Origin of the sequence: Pseudomonas sp. WS 5532, assembly GCF_012985445.1 — a bacterium.
Taxonomy (GTDB): Bacteria; Pseudomonadota; Gammaproteobacteria; order Pseudomonadales; family Pseudomonadaceae; genus Aquipseudomonas; species Aquipseudomonas edaphica.
This window is the reverse complement of the sequence record NZ_JAAQWK010000008.1, coordinates 120,664-137,613: the sequence shown is the minus strand read 5'-3', so window position 1 is coordinate 137,613 and position 16,950 is coordinate 120,664. Positions and strand designations below refer to the sequence as shown.

General features: G+C 62.3%; 16 protein-coding genes. 5 read left to right on the top strand and 11 right to left on the bottom strand.

What is annotated here, in order from left to right; translation table 11 throughout:
* Positions 1–62: 62 nt before the first annotated feature.
* Genes HBO23_RS15835 through HBO23_RS15810 form a run of 6 tightly spaced genes read right to left on the bottom strand, consistent with a single transcriptional unit; the run spans position 63 to position 5,228 of the window.
* Complete coding sequence (locus tag HBO23_RS15835; RefSeq protein WP_017138885.1) at positions 63–296, bottom strand: Pathogenicity locus; 234 nt, start codon at positions 294–296, stop codon at positions 63–65.
* A gap of 26 nt (positions 297–322) precedes the next feature.
* Positions 323–574, bottom strand: coding sequence for a hypothetical protein (locus HBO23_RS15830; protein ID WP_099549685.1), 252 nt, complete (start codon positions 572–574; stop codon positions 323–325).
* On the bottom strand, positions 575–1,108 hold the full coding sequence (locus HBO23_RS15825; protein WP_170037565.1) for an N-acetyltransferase: 534 nt from the start codon (positions 1,106–1,108) through the stop codon (positions 575–577).
* A gap of 31 nt (positions 1,109–1,139) precedes the next feature.
* Entirely contained in the window at positions 1,140–2,561 is a 1,422-nt protein-coding gene (locus HBO23_RS15820; RefSeq protein ID WP_170037562.1) for an efflux transporter outer membrane subunit, read from the bottom strand.
* Positions 2,558–4,126, bottom strand: a complete 1,569-nt coding sequence (locus HBO23_RS15815) for a DHA2 family efflux MFS transporter permease subunit (RefSeq protein ID WP_099549688.1) — start codon at positions 4,124–4,126, stop codon at positions 2,558–2,560. The genes HBO23_RS15820 and HBO23_RS15815 overlap by 4 nt, the downstream gene beginning before the upstream one ends.
* Positions 4,119–5,228, bottom strand: coding sequence for an HlyD family secretion protein (locus HBO23_RS15810; RefSeq protein ID WP_170037560.1), 1,110 nt, complete (start codon positions 5,226–5,228; stop codon positions 4,119–4,121). Before HBO23_RS15810 ends, HBO23_RS15815 begins: the two co-directional genes overlap by 8 nt.
* Positions 5,229–5,340: 112 nt before the next feature.
* Here HBO23_RS15810 and HBO23_RS15805 point away from each other — a divergent pair, with 112 nt between their 5' ends.
* The 4 genes from HBO23_RS15805 to HBO23_RS15790 all read left to right on the top strand — a co-directional run bounded on the left by HBO23_RS15805 (position 5,341) and on the right by HBO23_RS15790 (position 9,212).
* Positions 5,341–6,051: a CerR family C-terminal domain-containing protein gene (locus tag HBO23_RS15805; RefSeq protein WP_170037557.1), complete on the top strand. Its 711-nt coding sequence runs from the start codon at positions 5,341–5,343 to the stop codon at positions 6,049–6,051.
* A 424-nt stretch (positions 6,052–6,475) separates the two neighbouring features.
* Positions 6,476–6,940 (top strand): hypothetical protein, encoded by a 465-nt coding sequence (locus tag HBO23_RS15800; RefSeq protein ID WP_017138878.1) that lies wholly within the window; start codon positions 6,476–6,478, stop codon positions 6,938–6,940.
* 235 nt (positions 6,941–7,175) lie between these two features.
* Positions 7,176–7,781 (top strand): LysE family translocator, encoded by a 606-nt coding sequence (locus HBO23_RS15795; protein WP_170037554.1) that lies wholly within the window; start codon positions 7,176–7,178, stop codon positions 7,779–7,781.
* Positions 7,782–8,228: 447 nt separating this feature from the next.
* Positions 8,229–9,212, top strand: coding sequence for a GlxA family transcriptional regulator (locus tag HBO23_RS15790; protein WP_170037760.1), 984 nt, complete (start codon positions 8,229–8,231; stop codon positions 9,210–9,212).
* 167 nt (positions 9,213–9,379) lie between these two features.
* Here the strand turns inward: HBO23_RS15790 and HBO23_RS15785 are convergent, their stop codons facing one another.
* From HBO23_RS15785 to HBO23_RS15765, 5 genes are read right to left on the bottom strand one after another with little or no spacing between them, the layout of a single operon-like run.
* Positions 9,380–10,636 carry an FAD-dependent oxidoreductase gene (locus HBO23_RS15785; RefSeq protein WP_170037551.1) on the bottom strand — a complete coding sequence of 419 codons (1,257 nt, stop codon included), beginning with the start codon at positions 10,634–10,636 and terminating at the stop codon, positions 9,380–9,382.
* 3 nt (positions 10,637–10,639) lie between these two features.
* On the bottom strand, positions 10,640–12,211 hold the full coding sequence (locus HBO23_RS15780) for an aldehyde dehydrogenase (NADP(+)) (RefSeq protein ID WP_170037548.1): 1,572 nt from the start codon (positions 12,209–12,211) through the stop codon (positions 10,640–10,642).
* A 60-nt stretch (positions 12,212–12,271) separates the two neighbouring features.
* Positions 12,272–13,219 carry a dihydrodipicolinate synthase family protein gene (locus HBO23_RS15775; RefSeq protein WP_169986179.1) on the bottom strand — a complete coding sequence of 316 codons (948 nt, stop codon included), beginning with the start codon at positions 13,217–13,219 and terminating at the stop codon, positions 12,272–12,274.
* Positions 13,220–13,257: 38 nt separating this feature from the next.
* Entirely contained in the window at positions 13,258–14,184 is a 927-nt protein-coding gene (locus HBO23_RS15770) for a 4-hydroxyproline epimerase (protein WP_170037545.1), read from the bottom strand.
* An 11-nt stretch (positions 14,185–14,195) separates the two neighbouring features.
* Entirely contained in the window at positions 14,196–15,821 is a 1,626-nt protein-coding gene (locus tag HBO23_RS15765; RefSeq protein WP_017138871.1) for an APC family permease, read from the bottom strand.
* Between the two features lie 321 nt (positions 15,822–16,142).
* Here HBO23_RS15765 and HBO23_RS15760 point away from each other — a divergent pair, with 321 nt between their 5' ends.
* Positions 16,143–16,901, top strand: coding sequence for an AraC family transcriptional regulator (locus HBO23_RS15760; RefSeq protein ID WP_017138870.1), 759 nt, complete (start codon positions 16,143–16,145; stop codon positions 16,899–16,901).
* The last annotated feature ends 49 nt before the right edge of the window (positions 16,902–16,950 follow it).

The following is a 16,950-nucleotide window of genomic DNA, read 5'->3' as shown; positions in this document are numbered from 1 at the left end:
AAGTGATGGGTAACGGCCATTAACCAACGTGCAGGATTCCGGCAGTGGTTTAGACCTTCTTGTCAGGCTTTTTGCGCCAGCGCCACAGCTGCAGTAATGGCCGCCCGCGCTTGAGGGCTGTTTTTCCAGCAGGTCGACCCGACTGCTGCCGATGCTTGCGCCAGAATGTCGCTCACGTTCGACTTTCCAAGCACTTCCAATGAGTCAATGCCCAACTGCTCCAGCCGTGTAATCACGGTGGGGCCTACGCCCTTGAGAGCGAGCAAAGCGGTTCTTTCTTCCAATGAAAACGGCATGTATATATTCCTTTTTTTATTACTCGCTAGGCCTCAGCGCGGACAATACGCTGTGCCTTCACCTCTTCGGCGTACACGCCAAGCTTTTCCTGCTGCGCAGCCAGCAATGCACACATTTTCATTAGCGCCACCGCTTCATCGGGTGTTCGGCCGTTCGCGGCCATCGCCGTCAGCTCCACCACCGACCAGCCGATAACTGCGCGTGCATCGTCAAGGTCGTAAAACAGTTCTTGTTGTGCGGTTCTGGGCCCGTCGAGCCCCTCTATCAGTTCGGCCATTTAGCGCTGCGCCTGCTGTTTCAATTGAAGTCCCATGACGACCATCCCTATGTCGGCAAGGTCCGTGCTGAAGGGGATTTCGCCCATGCGCCGAAACCCGAATGCCTCATAAAAGCCCTGTGCACTGACGTTGGTTTTGAGCACGTCCAGCCACAGTAAATGCTCACCACGTTGCGCCACTTCATCGCGAACACACTGCAACAGTTGTTTGCCGTAACCCCTGCCGGCGGCGGATTTGAGCAGGTAGATTTTCTGCAGCTCCGCGCCCACTTCACCGGTTAACGGCGCCGGCACCGACCAATTTACTTTGGCAAACCCGACGGCGTTGCCTTGTTCATCGAAAGCAGTGAACCACGCATGCTTGCCTGGCAACTCGAGTGACTGGCGCAGCGCACTGGATGAAAAATCCTGCTCAAGAAAACCGTGCATACCGGCAGGCGACCATAATGTCGAAAAATGCTCGCGATAGGTCTGGCAACCGACCTCGCGCAGCGTATCGATATCGGCCGTTGTCGCTTTACGAAGGGTGATCATGTTGTTCCTTGGTTTATGTGCGTAGAACCCTTTACAGCGTCCAGCCTAACCCAAGCGCCTTGTGCAGCGAGGCAAAATCCTTCAGCAGTTCAGCGTCGCCGGATATCCGGCTCTCTTGCGCCTGGTAGCGCGTGCGCTCGGCATCCAGCCAATCGAGGGTGCTGGCCGTGCCCGCGCGATAACGCTGGCGTGTCAGGTCGGCGGCGCGTACTGCCGAAGATTCCACGTTACGCAGCAGCACCACATTCTGGCGCTGATGCCCATAGCGTGCCAAGGCCACATCCGCATCGCGCAATGCACTCAATACCACGCTCTTGTACTGCGCCAAGGCTTCATCGCGTCCGGCCTCGGCGCCTTTGACGCTGGCGGCGACGCGGCCGAAGTCGAGGGCGTTCCAGGTGATGCGCGGCAGAACCAGCCAGGTGCCGCTGTCTTTACGCGCAAGGTGGCCGGGGTCGCTGGCCGAGAAGGACAGGTCGCCGGTGAGGCTGAGCTTGGGGAACCAGTCGGCGGTTTTTTCGCCGATCTGTGCGTTGGCGGAGGCCAGTTTACGCTCGGCCATGCGGATATCCGGGCGCGCCTTCAGCAGCGCCGCCGGGTCGGCCAACGGCACGGCGCTGGGTAAGGCGGGCAGGGCGCGGGCAGTGGCGAGTTGGCCATCCAGTTCGCCGGGTTCCAGGCCGCAAAGCAGGCCGAGTTGGTCGAGGGATTCGACGATGGCGGCTTGCAGTGGCAGGCGCTGGGCCTGGGTGTTTTCGGCTTGGGTGATGACTTGTTCAAGTTGCAGTTGCGAGGCCACGCCGCGCTCGCGGCGCTGCTGGGTGAGGTCCAGGGCCTGGTTTTCGATGTCGACGCTGGAGTCCACCAGTGCCAGGCGTGTTTGCTGGTCGCGCAGGTCGGTGTAGGCCTGGACGATTTCGGCGGCCAGTTGCACCTGGGCATCGGCCAATTGCGCCTGGGACGCGTCGGCTTCGGCCTGCGCAGCCTCGACGGCGCGACGGGTGCCGCCGAACAGGTCGGCTTCCCAACTGGCATCGAAGCCGGCGAGGTAGAGGTTCAGCGGGCCGCGGCCGCCGCCACTGTTGCCACCCAGCGCGGAGGTGTCGGGCGAGCGCAGTTTGAGCATCGCAGCATCACCGCTGACCTTGGGCATCGCGTTGGCCTGTGCGCCGCTAAGGCTGGCGCGCGATTGCTTCAACCGGGCCTGGGCGGTGGCGATGTCGGGGCTGTTGCGCAGGGCTTTGTCCACCAGTTCGTTGAGCTGCGCGTCGCCCAGCGTGCGCCACCACTGCGCGACAGCGGGTGCGCCAGCGGAGGTGTTATCGGCATGCGGCAGGCGCCCGGCCGCCAGGGTTTTTGGCGCAACGTTGGGGGCACCCTGGTAGTCGGGGCCGACCGTGCAGGCGGACAGCAGCGCAACGTTGAACAGAAGAGCAAGCTTGCGAGGGATCATCGGGTTACCGTGCGCTTTTTCAGAATAAAGATCAGGGGCAGGCACGCCAGCATCGCCAGTCCCAGTAGATAAAACGAGTCGTTGTAGGCCATGACCGAGGCTTGCCGCGCGATGTCATTGGCCAGTTGCGCGAAGGCTTGCAGCTGTGAGGTGGACGCATCACCGGTTTGTGCCAGGTAGCTGGCGGTGCTGCTTGCCATGTGGTCCTGGGCCAATTGGCTGTTGGCCTGGACGCCTTCGCGCAGCATGTCGTCGTGAAAGTGGCTGCGCCGGTCCATCAACACGCCGAGCAGGGCCAGGCCGATGGTGCCGCCCAGGTTGCGCGACATGTTGTACAGCCCGGCAGCGTCCCCGGCTTCGTGGGTTTGCACCGAGCGCATGGATAATTGGCTTAGAGGCATCATCACCAGGATCTGCCCGAACCCGCGCAGCAGTTGCGACCAGATAAAGTCATGGCCAACGCTGTCAGTGGTGAGCGTGGTGTCGACGTAGCAACTGGCCCAGTACAGCAACAGCCCGGCGCCGACCATCCAGCGCAGGTCGTAGCGGCCCAGCATTCTTGGCAGAATCGGCATCAACACAAACGCCGGAATCCCCGATAACAGCATGATCGCGCCCGACTGCTGCGCGTTGTAGCCCGACAAAATGCCCAGGAATTGCGGCACCAGGTACGCCGTGCCATAGATGCCGGCGCCGACCGCTGTGCCGATCAACAGCACGCTGCCAAAGCTTTTGTTGAGCACCAGTTGCAGGCGCAGGATCGGGGTTGTTGAGCGCAGTTGCCCCACGGCAATCAGGAAGAACCCGGTGACGGTGGCGATGCTCAGCCAGATGATCAGCAGCGAATCAAACCAGTGTTCGCGCTGGCCTTCTTCGAGCACCACGGTCAGCGAACTCAAACCCATGGCCAGGCCGAGGATGCCCAACCAGTCAGCGCTGATAAAGCGTTGCAGGTTCATGCGCTCGGTCGGCAGGCCGGTGATCAGCAAGGTGATCAGCGCAATGCTGATGGGCAGGTTCAGAAAGAAACACCAGCGCCAGTTGATGTTTTCCGTGAGCCAGCCGCCGATCACCGGGCCCAGCAACGGGCCGAGAATCACGGTCATGCCGAACATGGTGGTGCCGATCGCCAGTTGGTGCGGGGGCAGGCGCGTGCGCACGATGGTCTGCGCGGTGGGGATCATGGCGCCGCCGGCAAAGCCCTGGCCGATGCGCCCGGCGATCATCGCACCGAGGCTGGAGGACAAGCCGCAGAACATCGAAAACGCGGTGAACATCAGCGCGGTGCCGATCAGAAAGCGGCGCAGGCCGAATACCCGCGTCAGCCATGCGGCGAGCGGGATCATGACGATTTCCGACATCAGGTAGCCGGTGGCGATCCACGTGCCTTCGGTGCCGGTCGCGCCGATCTGGCCCTGGATCTGCGGCAGCGCCGAGTTGGTGATCGACACGTCCAGCGTCGCCAGCAACGCGCCCAATGCCCCGGCAGCCACGGCGATCCAGTCGGTCAACGAGGCGTTACGCGGTTTTTCGGCGACGGCCTCGGCCATCAGCGCCTCAGCCATGATTGGCATCCGCCGCGTGGCTACGCGTGTCGACTTCGACGGTGGCCGACAGGCCGGGCATCAACGACGCGCGAATATCATCGGGTACATCAAGGGCAATTCTCACCGGCACACGCTGCACGATTTTGGTGAAGTTGCCGGTGGCATTTGAGGGCGGCAGCAAGGCGAACTGCGCGCCAGTACCGGGCGACAGGCTGTCGATATGCCCCTGCAGGTTGCGGCCGGGTAGTGCATCCACGTGCACTGTGACGGCCTGGCCGGGACGCATGGCGCCGATCTGGGTTTCCTTGTAGTTGGCGGTCAGGTAGATCGCGCTGATCGGCACCACCGTCAGTAAGCGCGTGCCGGGCTGCACATACTGGCCGACGCGCACACCACGGTCGGCCACCCGACCCTCCAGCGGGCTGCGGATCACCGCATCATCTACATCCAGCTGGCTCTGCGCTTCGCTGGCCTTGGCCACGCCGAGTTGCGCCTGGGCCTGCTTGAGCTGGGCTTGCAGGGTGCCGTAGCGGGTTTCGCTGGAGCGCAGCGCAGCCTGTTTGGCGGCCACGGTGCTGCGTGCCTGCGCCAGTTGGTTGTTGAGTTGCGCCAGGCGTTCTTCTGGCTCGGCGCCGGAGCGGGCCAGCGGTGCATAACGGGCCACTTCGGTTTGTGCGTGTTGCGCGTCGGCCTGGGCGCCTTGCAATTGGGCGCGGGCTTCGGCAATGGTGGAATCTTGCTGTACCAGGTCGGCCTGGGCTTTGGCGTAGTCGGCATTGCGCGCAGCTATCGTCGCCGAGGCTTCGTCGCTCACCGCCTGGTATTTGCGCGCATCCAGGCGCACCAGCACGTCGCCACGCTTGACGTTCTGGTTGTCGCTGACCAGCACCTCGGCCACATAGCCGTTGATCTTGGGCGCTACGCTGATGCTGTCGGCCTGCAGGTAGGCATCGTCGGTGGTCTCGATAAAGCGCCCGTCCAGCCACCACCACGCGGCCCAGCCAAGGCCGCCCAGCAGCGCGAGGGTGGCGATGCTCAGGAGAATGCGGCGCGCTTTGCTGCGCTGGCCGTTAACGGTGTCTTCAGGAATGACCTGAGGGGAGGGTGTTGCAGCGGACATCGGGTCATTCCTGTTTGTGAGGGCCGGTTTTATATCGGATGGAATAAATTCTATTTTTCGCGAATTTTTGTCAACTGGTATATTTTGGTCCGGTATTCGAGAGGAGCTGCACATGGCACGACATAAACCTGCTGCCGAAGGTGGTTACCAGCGCGGTGAAGAAACCCGCGCACGTATCGTCGAAGCGGCGGTCGAGGTGTTTGGCGAACGCGGCTATGACCGCGCGTCCACCCGTGACATCGCCACGGCTGCCGGGGTTAATGCGCCCGCGATCCAGTACTACTTCGATGGCAAGGAAGGCGTGTACCTGGAGTGTGTCGAGCACTTGGTCACGCTGCTGTGGCGCAAGATGTCGCCGTGCGTGGAAGCGGCCGAGGCCGCGTTGGCGGATGCCAAGGCGAGCGATAAAACCTTGATCGACGTCTCGCTGGGCATTCTGGGTACGGTGGTCTCCACCATCCAGGACAGCCCCCAGACCACGATCTGGCGCGCATTTATGGATCGTCATCAGGCCGGCCTGTGCCCGCAAAGCGCAACCACCGCCTTTGAAGACCGCTTCAAGGCACGCATTGGTCGGGTCATACGCCAACTGATCGCGCGCCTTTCCGGCTTTGCCGTGGAAGACGAGCGCACGGTGATTCACTCCATGGCGCTGTTCACCCAGGGCTTGGCGTTTCGGGTGCAGAAGCCCAAGTTGCTGGAAGCGCTGAAGTGGACCGAGGTGAATCAGAAGGAGATGGAGGCGGTGCGCGATGTGGTGCTGATGCAGGCACGGTTTACGCTGGAAGGGTTGGCCAGGCAGCGGGATGTGCGCCCGGCTTGATGATTTTTTCGAATTGCTTGTATGTGGGAGCTGGCTTGCCTGCGATGGCCCTAGGTACCTACACAACTTTTCAAGGCAGCCAGTTTCTCCTGTGGCGAGCAGGCTTGTCGAATCGTCGCACCGCCTGCGTTGGGCTGCGAAGCAGCCCCAAACCCACTCGCTGAGTTCTTTCAGGAACATTGCAGTGCCTTTATTGGGGCCGCTCGCACCCCAGCGCAAGCAAGCTTGCTCGCCACAACAGCCCACTCATACTAGAGGTTGTCAGCTAGCACAGGGTAACGGCGCTTCGAAAACACCGGCAAAACCCGCCTGGCGTTGTGAAATGTTGTGAAGCGTGCGGAATGGCCCTTTGCCCATGCTAACGTCCGCGTCGGGGTATCGTCAGCTTGACGATTTCATTCGTTCCATTGAAGGAGCAGCGCCGATGTCTACTACCGTAACGCCCGCGTCTGGCGGGTCGAATACGCCAAAGTCTTCGCCTTCCACGTTCGACGACAAGTTGAACATTGCCAAGTCCAGCAAGGTTATTGCCGACTACATGCGCCAAACGGGCAAGTCAGCGATCACCAAGCAGGAGCTCACGCAACTGGCCAACAACGCTTCGGGCAAAGTGCCCACGGATGTGTCCGACGCTGCCAAGTACATGGAGCGCCACCCGGACGTGTTCACCGCGATTGAAACCCACGACGTGGCGGGGGCCGACAACCTCTCCGGCGTGTGGAACTTTGATTGGGCGGCCAAGGGTGGGCTCGATGGCACCTCGACCGACGCCATCGCCAAAATGCAGGACACCTTCGACTTTGCCATCGCCAAGTCCGCGCAGATCACCGAGATCTCCACGGGCAAAAAGGCTGAGCTGGACTCGACCAAGCAACGGCCCCAAAACTGAGACGCGTGGGTTGTCTGCCAACACCAACGGTTCCCGGCGGGCTCAGCGGGAACCGTAGTCGGCGCGGTAAGCCGTTGTGATGTGTTCAGCGCAGACTCAAGCAAGGCGCGCAACTCTACCGATCAGCTCGATAACGCCAAAGTGTATGCCTCGATCCGCCCCTAGCTGTACGGGGCGGCAAGGGCTGTAACCCACTACTGTCGCAGGCATACCACTACCGCCTGGATGCCGCGCCATGTTCATGTCCACCAGCCTCTTGTCCGCCTTTGTCCTGTTTGCCTTCGTGTCCTCGATCACGCCCGGCCCGAACAACACCATGTTGCTCGCCTCGGGGGTGAATTTTGGCTTTCGCCGCTCAATGCCCCACGCGCTGGGGATCAGCATCGGCTTCATGCTGTTGGTGATGTCGGTAGGCCTGGGCCTGGGCGAAGTGTTCAAGGTATTCCCGTGGGCCTACACGGTGTTGCGCTATGTGGGAGCGGCCTATTTGCTCTACCTGGCGTGGAAGATTGCCACCGCTGGCGGCATGTCCGAGAACCCTGACGAGCGTGGCAAACCCATGACCTTTCTTGGCGCGGCCGCGTTTCAGTGGGTCAACCCCAAGGCATGGATCATGGCGCTGGGAGCAATCACCACCTATACGCCGGCCGAAGGTTATGTGACCAATGTACTGGTGATTGCGCTGGTATTTGCGGTGGTCAACCTGCCCAGTGTGTGCGTGTGGGTGGGCTGCGGCAGTGGATTGCGCAACGTGCTGCGCGAGCCGCGTTGGTTGCGGGTATTCAACGGGTCGATGGCGGCGCTGTTGGTGCTGTCGTTGTACCCGATGTTTTTTGTGTGAAGCAGTGCCTCACACCGGCGAGATGGTTGCCAGCAAGCCGATACCGATGGTCAGCACCAGAAAACCGAACAGGAAAATTGCCATCTTGGTCATAAGGCCTCCGAAGGGAAGGGAGTCGACAGGAGTGTCGGAATGGCGCCCATTGTCCGCTTCACTGGCGTTTCGATACAGACGCAGATAGCAAAGAAAAAACCGTATCAGATGGTCCCGCAGCTGCCAGGCTGCGGGCCTGGGATGCGGTTGCTTTTGTAAAGATCAGGCTTAAAGGTCGTGTTGACTATCAACAGGCAAGCGTCCTCCATCGTGGCGGCGGCCACGCAGCATAGTCATTATTCTTCGTGGGAATGCGGCACGACAGCCGGCGCATTTGCCCCTAAGATAGCGCCCATTGCATAAACAAAAAGAGTGGGCCAACCCTCGATGGAAAGACGCCAGTTCAGCGGTGGCATGAAAGGCAAGAACCTGCGCTACCTGAATGAAAACTTCCAGCAGCCGTCGCCGGTCACCCGCGTTGGTTTTTTGCTGCTCGAACACTTTTCCCTGCCGGCATTCACCCAGACCCTCGACACCCTGATCACCGCCAACCTGTTGCGCCCCGAGCTGTTTGCCACGCGTACCTTCGGGTGTGACGAGGGCGAAGTTATCAGCGACCTGGGCCTGGTGATCCGCCCGGATGCCCGCCTGCAAGCGTCGGCATTGCCCGACCTGGATTTGCTGGTGATCTGCGGCGGTTTTCGCACCGAACTCAAAGCCGGCGAGGATTTCATCCAGCTGTTGCGCAGCGCCGCCGAACAGGGTGTGAGCCTCGCCGGCCTATGGAACGGCGCCTGGTTCCTTGGTCGCGCCGGGCTGTTGCAGGGTTACCGCTGCGCGATCCACCCGGAACATCGCCCGGCGCTGTCGGAAGTGTCCAAAGCTGCGCAGGTCACCAGCGAACCCTACGTGGTTGACCGCGATCGCCTCACCGCCTCCAGCCCATCGGGCGCGTTCCATATGGCCCTGGACTGGATCAAAAGCCTGCATGGCAAGGCCTTGGTCGAAGGTATCGAAGACATCCTGGCGTTTGAAGAGTCACGCTACCGGCGTATCAAACCCACGGAGAACATCAGCGTCAGCGCGCCACTGCGTGAAGTGGTGAAACTGATGGACGCCAACCTCGAAGAACCCTTGGAACTGGACCAATTGGCAGTCTACGCCGGCCGTTCGCGGCGCCAGCTCGAACGCCTGTTCAAGGAGCAACTGGGCACTACGCCGCAACGCTATTACATGGAGTTACGCGTCACCGAGGCGCGGCGTTTGTTACAGCACACCGAACTGTCACAGGTGGATGTGCTGGTGGCGTGCGGGTTTGTGTCGCCGAGCCATTTCAGTAAGTGCTACAGCGCGTATTTCGGCTATCGGCCATCCAAAGAGAAGCGCTTGGTCAAGTAGCGTTGAGCGCGAGCACTGTGATTGTCACTGTGGCGAGCAGGCTTGCCCTGCGTTGGGTGGCGAAGCCGCCCCTCATTCAGACGACTCGGTGAGTCAGGTGTAACGGTATGGGGCTGCTGCGCAGCCCAACGCAGGGCAAGCCTGCTCGCCACAATAACGCCAAAGACCTAAAAGCGCGCCAATCGGTAAGGGGCCAGGTCCGGCAGCGCCATGCGCTTACCTGGCGTGGCCAGTTGCACGACCATCTCCGCCGTCACCGCCGCCTGCGTCAACCCCAAATGCTGATGCCCAAACGCGAGCAGTACCTTGCCTTCCGCCACCCGATCAATGATCGGCAGCGAGTCCGGCAGCGACGGGCGAAAGCCCATCCATGGGGTTGCGTCCCGGGTACTCAAGTCCTGGCGAAACAAGCCCTGGCTCAACCGGTGTAACTGCCAGGCGCGTTGCATATTGGCGGGGCGCTCCAGGCCTGCGAATTCGACCGTGCCGGCCAGGCGCAAGCCATCGTTCATGGGGGTCATGATAAATTTGCGCTCGAACGAGGTCACGGCAAAGGGCAAGCGCTGGTGTTCGTGGGGCAGCATCAGGTGATAGCCGCGCTCGGTGTCCAGCGGGACCTGCTTGCCGGTGAGTGCAGCGGTGAGTTTGGCCGAATGGGCGCCGCAGGCGATCAGCACCTGGCGGGCAGTCAGGCTGCCTTGATCGGTCAGCAGCGATACGCCGTCCGATTCCAGGCGCCCATCGAGCACGCGTTGCTGCACAAACTGCACACCGCAAGCCTTGGCCGCGCTCACCAGTGCGCACACCACGCTGTACGGATCAATAAAATGCCCGGTGCCTGGGAAGAACAGGCCGCCCTGGATCGCTTCGTTCAGTTGCGGCGCGGCCTTGCGTATTGTCTCGCCCGACCAGAAATCCACCGGCACATTCTGCTGCTGCATGCGTTGGCGCAATGCGTCGATGGCTTCCCCGGACGCGGCACGCTCAAATACCAGCAACGAACCCTCGGCGCGCAACAGCTGCGGCTGCTCAATGGCCTGCAGCAGACGCTGCCAAGCGCCCAGGCTGGCCTCATTGAGCGCACGAATGCCCGCCACCGTGCGCCGGTAGTTCGTCGGGCGCAGGTTGAGCAACAGGCGCACGAACCAGGGCAGGGCGCGTGGCAGGTACTTCCAGTCCAGGCGCAACGGACCCATAGGGTCCATCAGCATGGCGGGCAGGCGCTTGAGGATCGATGCGTCGGCAATCGGGAACACTTGCTCGGTGGCTAAATGCCCGGCGTTGCCATAGGACGCGCCCATGCCCGGCGCCTGTGGGTCGATGACCACCACGCGTTGGCCTTGACGGGCCAATTGCAGGGCGCAGGCGACGCCAATGATGCCGGCGCCAATCACAGCGAAATCAGCACGGTTGCTGTCGCTCATCGTTCAGGCCTCTCTCTGGCCGTCGAGCAAGCGTCGCAACAGCAGCGGGTTGGCGTGTTGCAGCGCGGCGGGCAGCAAGCTGTCCGGGAAGTCCTGGTAACACACCGGGCGCAGAAAACGCAGGATCGCTGCGGTGCCGACCGAGGTGCTGCGCGAGTCGCTGGTGGCCGGGAACGGGCCGCCGTGGACCATGGCGTCGCACACTTCCACGCCGGTGGGCCAGCCGTTGACCAGCAGGCGCCCGGCCTTGCGCTCCAATACCGGCAGCAGGGCTTGGGCGCGTGCCAGGTCCGCGTCGTCCAGGTGCAGTGTGGCGGTCAACTGGCCTTCCAAATGCTCGGAAACCTGACGCACTTGCTCGTCGTCGGCACACACCACCACCAGGGAGGCCGCGCCGAAGACTTCCGCCTGTAGATGCTCATTGCTTAAAAACGCGCTGGCCTGGGTCACAAACAGCTGCGCCTGGCCTTGATTCGGGCCTTGCGCCGCCAAGCCTTTGGCGGCGATTTGTGCGTGTTCAGTCAAGCTGCCGACGCCCGCTTCATAGGCCTGGAAAATACCTGGCGTCAGCATGGTCTGGGCGGCGCACGCCGGGAGCAACTCACTCGCCGTGGCGACAAAGCGCTCGAGTGCCGGGCCTGCGACCGCAACCACCAAGCCAGGGTTGGTGCAAAACTGCCCGGCGCCTTGGGTCAACGAGGCGACAAAACCTTGGGCCAACGCCTCTGCACGCGTGTGCAACGCCGCAGGAAACAGATACACCGGGTTGATCGAACTCATTTCCGCATACACCGGAATCGGCTCCGGCCGCGCTTGCGCCGCCTGGGTCAGGGCGATACCGCCGCTGCGTGAGCCGGTAAACCCCACGGCCTTGATACGCGGGTCGGTGACCAATGCGATGCCGACTTCGCGACCCGATCCATACAGCAGCGAAAACACCCCGTCGGGCAAACCGCAGTCTTTAACGGCCTTGGCCAGCGCACGGCCGACCAGTTCGCTGGTGCCGGGATGCGCGCCATGGGCCTTGACGATCACCGGGCAACCGGCGGCGAGTGCAGAGGCGGTGTCGCCGCCCGCCACTGAGAACGCCAAGGGGAAATTGCTCGCACCAAACACTGCCACCGGCCCCAGCGCAATATGCCGCTGGCGCAGGTCTGCACGTGGCAATGGCTGACGCGCCGGTTGCGCGGTGTCGACGCGCACGTCCAGCCATTCACCGGCGCGCACCGTGCGGGCGAATGTGCGCAATTGCCCGCAGGTGCGCCCGCGTTCGCCCTGGATACGCGGGCGTGGCAGGCCGGTTTCGGCCATGGCGCGTTCGATCAACTCATCGCCGAGGGCTTCAATGTTGTCCGCGATGGTTTCAAGAAAGGCCGCGCGTGCTGCCAGCGAGGTGTCGCGATAGCTGTCAAACGCCGCCCAAGCCAAGGCACAGGCCTGTTCGACATGCTCGCCAGCGCCGCCTGGGTAGGCGGGCGCCAGGGGCTGGTCGGTGGCGGGATTAATGGCCTGGATCGCTTCGCGATGGCCGCAGACTGCGTGCTGACCGATCAGCATCTTGCCCGTCAGAGTCATGGGGTGTCCTTGAAAAATGAGGGTTGGCCGCTGTGAGAACCACAGCGGCGCGCGAGGGTGTCAGGCCACGTTCTGTTCAGCCGACCAATTGGCGTACCACTGGCGGAACAGTGCGTACTGGTTTTCGGCGTAACGCTGTTGGGCGGTGCTGAGTGCGTCGGTTTCGTTGAAGTGCAGGGCGTAGCCCTGGTCGCCGTTGAGCACCATCAAATGCTTGTAATACAGCACCAGGTCGCAACCCTCGTCGAAGGACGACAGCACGGCCAGCGCGGCTTCCAGCTCACGTGCCAGGCGCCGGGCCTTGGCGTCGCCTTTGGCGGCTTTTTTGCTCAGGGCGACCAGTTGCAGCACTTCGCGCGGCAGTGCGTTGCCAATACCGGTGATGGCGCCGGTGGCGTTGCAGTTGACGAAGCCGTGTACCACTTGGGTGTCTACGCCGACCATCAGGGTCACGGCATCGTCCTGGGAGGTGATGTTCTCTGCCGCGTAGCGCAGGTCGGCGCCGCCGCCGAATTCCTTGAAGCCGATCAGGTTGGGGTGTTCACGGCGCAGTTCAAAGAACAGCTCGGCGCGGGTGGCGAAGCCGTAATACGGGCTGTTGTAGATCACTGCCGGCAGGTTCGGCGCGGCCTTGAGGATCGCCGAGAAGTGCGCCTTTTGCGCGGTGGCCGAAGCGCCACGGGACAGCACGCGCGGGATTACCATCAAGCCATGGGCGCCGACCTTGGCCGCGTGGGCGGCGTGGGCCACCGCTTCACGGCTGTTGACCGCGCCGGTGCCGACGATGGTCGGCACGCCAGCGGCAACCAAACGGGCCACGCCTTCCTGGCGTTCGGCTTCGGTCAGCAGCGGCCAGTCACCCATGGAACCGCAATACACCACGGCGCTCATGCCGATATCGATCAGTTCACGGCCCTTGGCGACCAGGGCGTCGAAGTCCGGTTTGCGTTCAGGCGTGCACGGGGTCATCAGTGCAGGGATGCAACCGGTGAAGATGTTGTCGCTCATTGTTCTAACTCCAGCGTTCAGTTAAATAAGGCCCGGGCTCAGATGCCCCAGGCAAAAGGGTCCTGTTCGTCGATCAGCAAGGTGCTGTCGGCGGTCATGAAGGCGCGGCCGGTGATGAAGGGGCGAATGCGCTCGCCATCCCACTCATAACGGCCTTCGAATTGGCTGCCGGTGATGCTGGCTTGCACCCAGGTGGCGCCGGGGGCGAGTTTGTCGTCAGCCGCCAGGCACGCGAGTTTGGCGCTGGTGCCGGTCCCGCACGGCGAGCGGTCGTAGGCTTTGCCGGGGCACATGACGAAGTTGCGGCTGTCGGCGTGGGCGTCGTCGGCGAACAGTTCGATATGGTCGATCACTGCACCGTCCGCACCGTGGATGCCTTGGGTTTCGAGGGCCTTGAGCATCGCCCAGGTGTAGTCGGTGAGGGTGTCGACGTTGTCCATCGCCAGCCTGTGGCCGTGCTGCGACACCAGGAAAAACCAGTTGCCGCCCCAGGCAACATCGCCATGCACCACGCCATAGCCCGGCACGTCCACCGGCACCTGCCGCTGATGACGGTAGGCGGGTACGTTGCGCAAGGTCACCGCGCCGTCGTCGTGCAAGGTGGCGGCTACCGGGCCGACCGGCGTGTCGATGGTGTGCACGCCGGGCGTTATGCGGCCCAAGTGGTGCAAGGAGGCGACCAGGCCGATGGTGCCGTGGCCACACATGCCCAGATACCCGGCATTGTTGAAAAAGATCACCCCGCAGGTGGCGCCTGGCGTGACCGGCGCGCAGTACAGCGCGCCGACCAGCACGTCATTGCCACGTGGCTCCAGCAGGCAGGCGCGGCGCCATTGATCGTGTTCGCTGCGCAAGGTGTGCAACTGGTCGGCGATGGTAGCGCCGGCGAGCGCAGGGAAGCCGTCCATGACCAGGCGCGTCGGTTCGCCGCCGGTGTGGGAGTCGATAACATGCAGGCGCTTCATAACAGGCTCCATCAGTGAGTGGCTGGCGACAGTGGCGCGCTGTAATGCGCGTCGCTGACCGCTTCGCTTTCGTCGTCTTCGTGTTCCAGGCGCACCAGGTGCGCGGGCACGCCGGTGGCGGCGCCCCAGTAGTAGATGCCCAGGGCGCAGAGGGCGACGACCAGCGTGTCAAACGGGTGGCTGATCGCGCCGATACCGCCGAAACTGCCGAGCTTGGACAGCAGGATAGTCACCGCGTAGAAGCCGATCAGCCAGGCCGACGAGCGCACTTGTTGCTTGAGATTCAGGTGCGCGGTCGGCACCCAGCGTGCGCACAGCAGGTACACCACAAACATCAGGATTTGCAGGCCAAGCAGCCACGACACGGTGCTCCAGCCGGACCAGTACACAATCAGCGCGGCGATGATGAACGACAGCGGGCCGAGCACCGCCATGCCCTTGACCCGGAACGGCCGGGCCATGCCGGGCGCATTGCGGCGCAGCGCGGCGACGGTCACCGGGGCCACGGCGTAGCTTAAGATCAGCGCCGCCGACACCACATTGATCAGTGCTTCCCAGGACGGAAACGGCAGGGTCCAGAACACCGACAAACCAAAGGTCAACCACAGCGCCGGGCGCGGGATGCCGGACTTCTCATCAATGCGCGTAAAGATCTTGAAAAACGTGCCGGTCTGCGCCCAGCCGTACACCACACGCGGCGTGGCATTCATGTAGATATTGCCGCAGCCGCTGGGTGAGATCACCGCATCGGCCACCACCAGGTAGGCCAGCCAACCCACGCCCAACGCCAGGGCAATATCACGATAAGGCAGCGCCAGTTGCTTGCTGATACCCGCCCAGCCATCGGCCAGCATCTCGGTCGGCACGCCACCGAGGAAGGCGGTTTGCAGCAGCACATAGATGGCAGTCGACAGCAGCACGGAGAGGATCAAGGCAATCGGAATCGTGCGTTGCGGGTTCTTTACTTCACTGGCCACCGAGATGATCGGCGTGAGGCCCAGGTAGGCAAAAATCACTCCGCCGGCCGACACCGCCATCTCGATGCCCGACAGGCCAAACGGGGCAAAACCCTGGGTCTGGAAATTCGCCGGTTTGAAGAAGGTGAACAGCACACCAATCACCAGCAGCGGCACGATGAACTTGAATACGCTGACCAGGTTATTGGCGATGGCGAAGGTCTTCACACTGCGGTAATTGAGCACAAAGAACAGGCACAGCAGTGCAAATTGCACCAACCAGCCCAGGGTGGTCGGGTCGCTGGAACCGACCTTGGTCAGCTCGGGAAACCAGGCCGCGGCGTATTGGCGCGAGGCGACCACTTCGATCGCCACCAGGCTGGAGAACGCGATCAGCGTGATAAAGCCCATCAGGTAGCCCAGCAGCGGGCCATGGGAATACACCGGGTAACGCACCACGCCACCGGCGCGGGGCAGGGCGGCGCCGAGTTCGCAGTACACAATGCCCAGCAGCAGCACGGCGAAACCGCCGATCAGCCAGGAAATAATCCCCGCCGGGCCGGCGATGGCGGACACGTGGCTGGCCGCAAACAACCAGCCCGAACCGAAGATGGCGCCTAACCCGATAAAGGTCAGGTCCATCAGTGAAAGTTGTTTCTTGAACTTGCCTTGAGCAGACATGGCGGCGCCTTCTTGTGAGTTATTGGATAGGCATGCAGTGGCGATATCCTGAACCGATCAAGGGCGCTGCGATTGATGTTTTGCGTTGATGTGAATGACGAATTCGGCACAGTTTGAATGCGTAGATCCAGGCTTTTTTGTGGGAGCTGGCTTGCCTGCGATTGCATCACCTCGGTTTGCCTGAATGACCGAGGCGTCTGCATCGCAGGCAAGCCAGCTCCCACATTTTTGATCGAGTGTGGCTTCCAAGGCTGCCACAACCTTGTGTAGATACTCAGGCTGGCATAGGGCAATCTGCTTAAGAAAAATGGAGTGCAGGCCATGCTGCCCAGTGCATTTGCGAGCTTTCTACAGACCAACCGCCCCAACAGCATCGAGCAACTATTGGCGGGGGTCGCGCAGTTGTTGCCCTTGCTCGACGTAATCCCCAACGCGGCGATTTTCATCAAGGATATCGACGCCCGCTACGTCCTCGCCAACCACACCCTGGTGCAACGCTGCGGCCTCAAACAGTTGCAGCCGCTGCTGGGTAAGACCAGCGCCGAAGTGTTCCCTGCACAATTGGGGCCGGGCTACACCGAGCAGGACCGGCGCGTGCTGCAGCAGGGTTTTGTGCTAGAAGACCAGCTAGAGCTGCACCTGTATGGCAGCCGCGAACCGGGCTGGTGCCTGACGCACAAATGGCCGCTGTACAACGACAAGGGCGCGATCATCGGCCTGGCGGGTATTTCGGTGGACCTGCAATCGGCCAGCGAAAAGCATCCGGCCTACCAGCGCCTGGCCGCCGTGGATGAGCACATTCGCCAACATTTCAACCGCCGTGTCACCCTCGGCGAGCTGACCCGCATTGCCGGGATTTCCGTGGCGCAACTGGAGCGCTACTGCAAACGTGTATTCCACCTCACACCCCGGCAGATGATCCAGAAGGTGCGCCTGGAGCATGCGCACCGGCTGTTGCACACCGACCTGCCGATCACCGAGGTGGCGCTGCAATGCGGCTACACCGACCACAGCGCATTTACCCGCCAGTTCAAGGCATTGACCGGGTTTACGCCCAGGCAGTACCGGCAATTGGAGTAAATGCAACGAATCAAGGCCTCCGCCGCTCCTATGCTTACCAATCACCTTT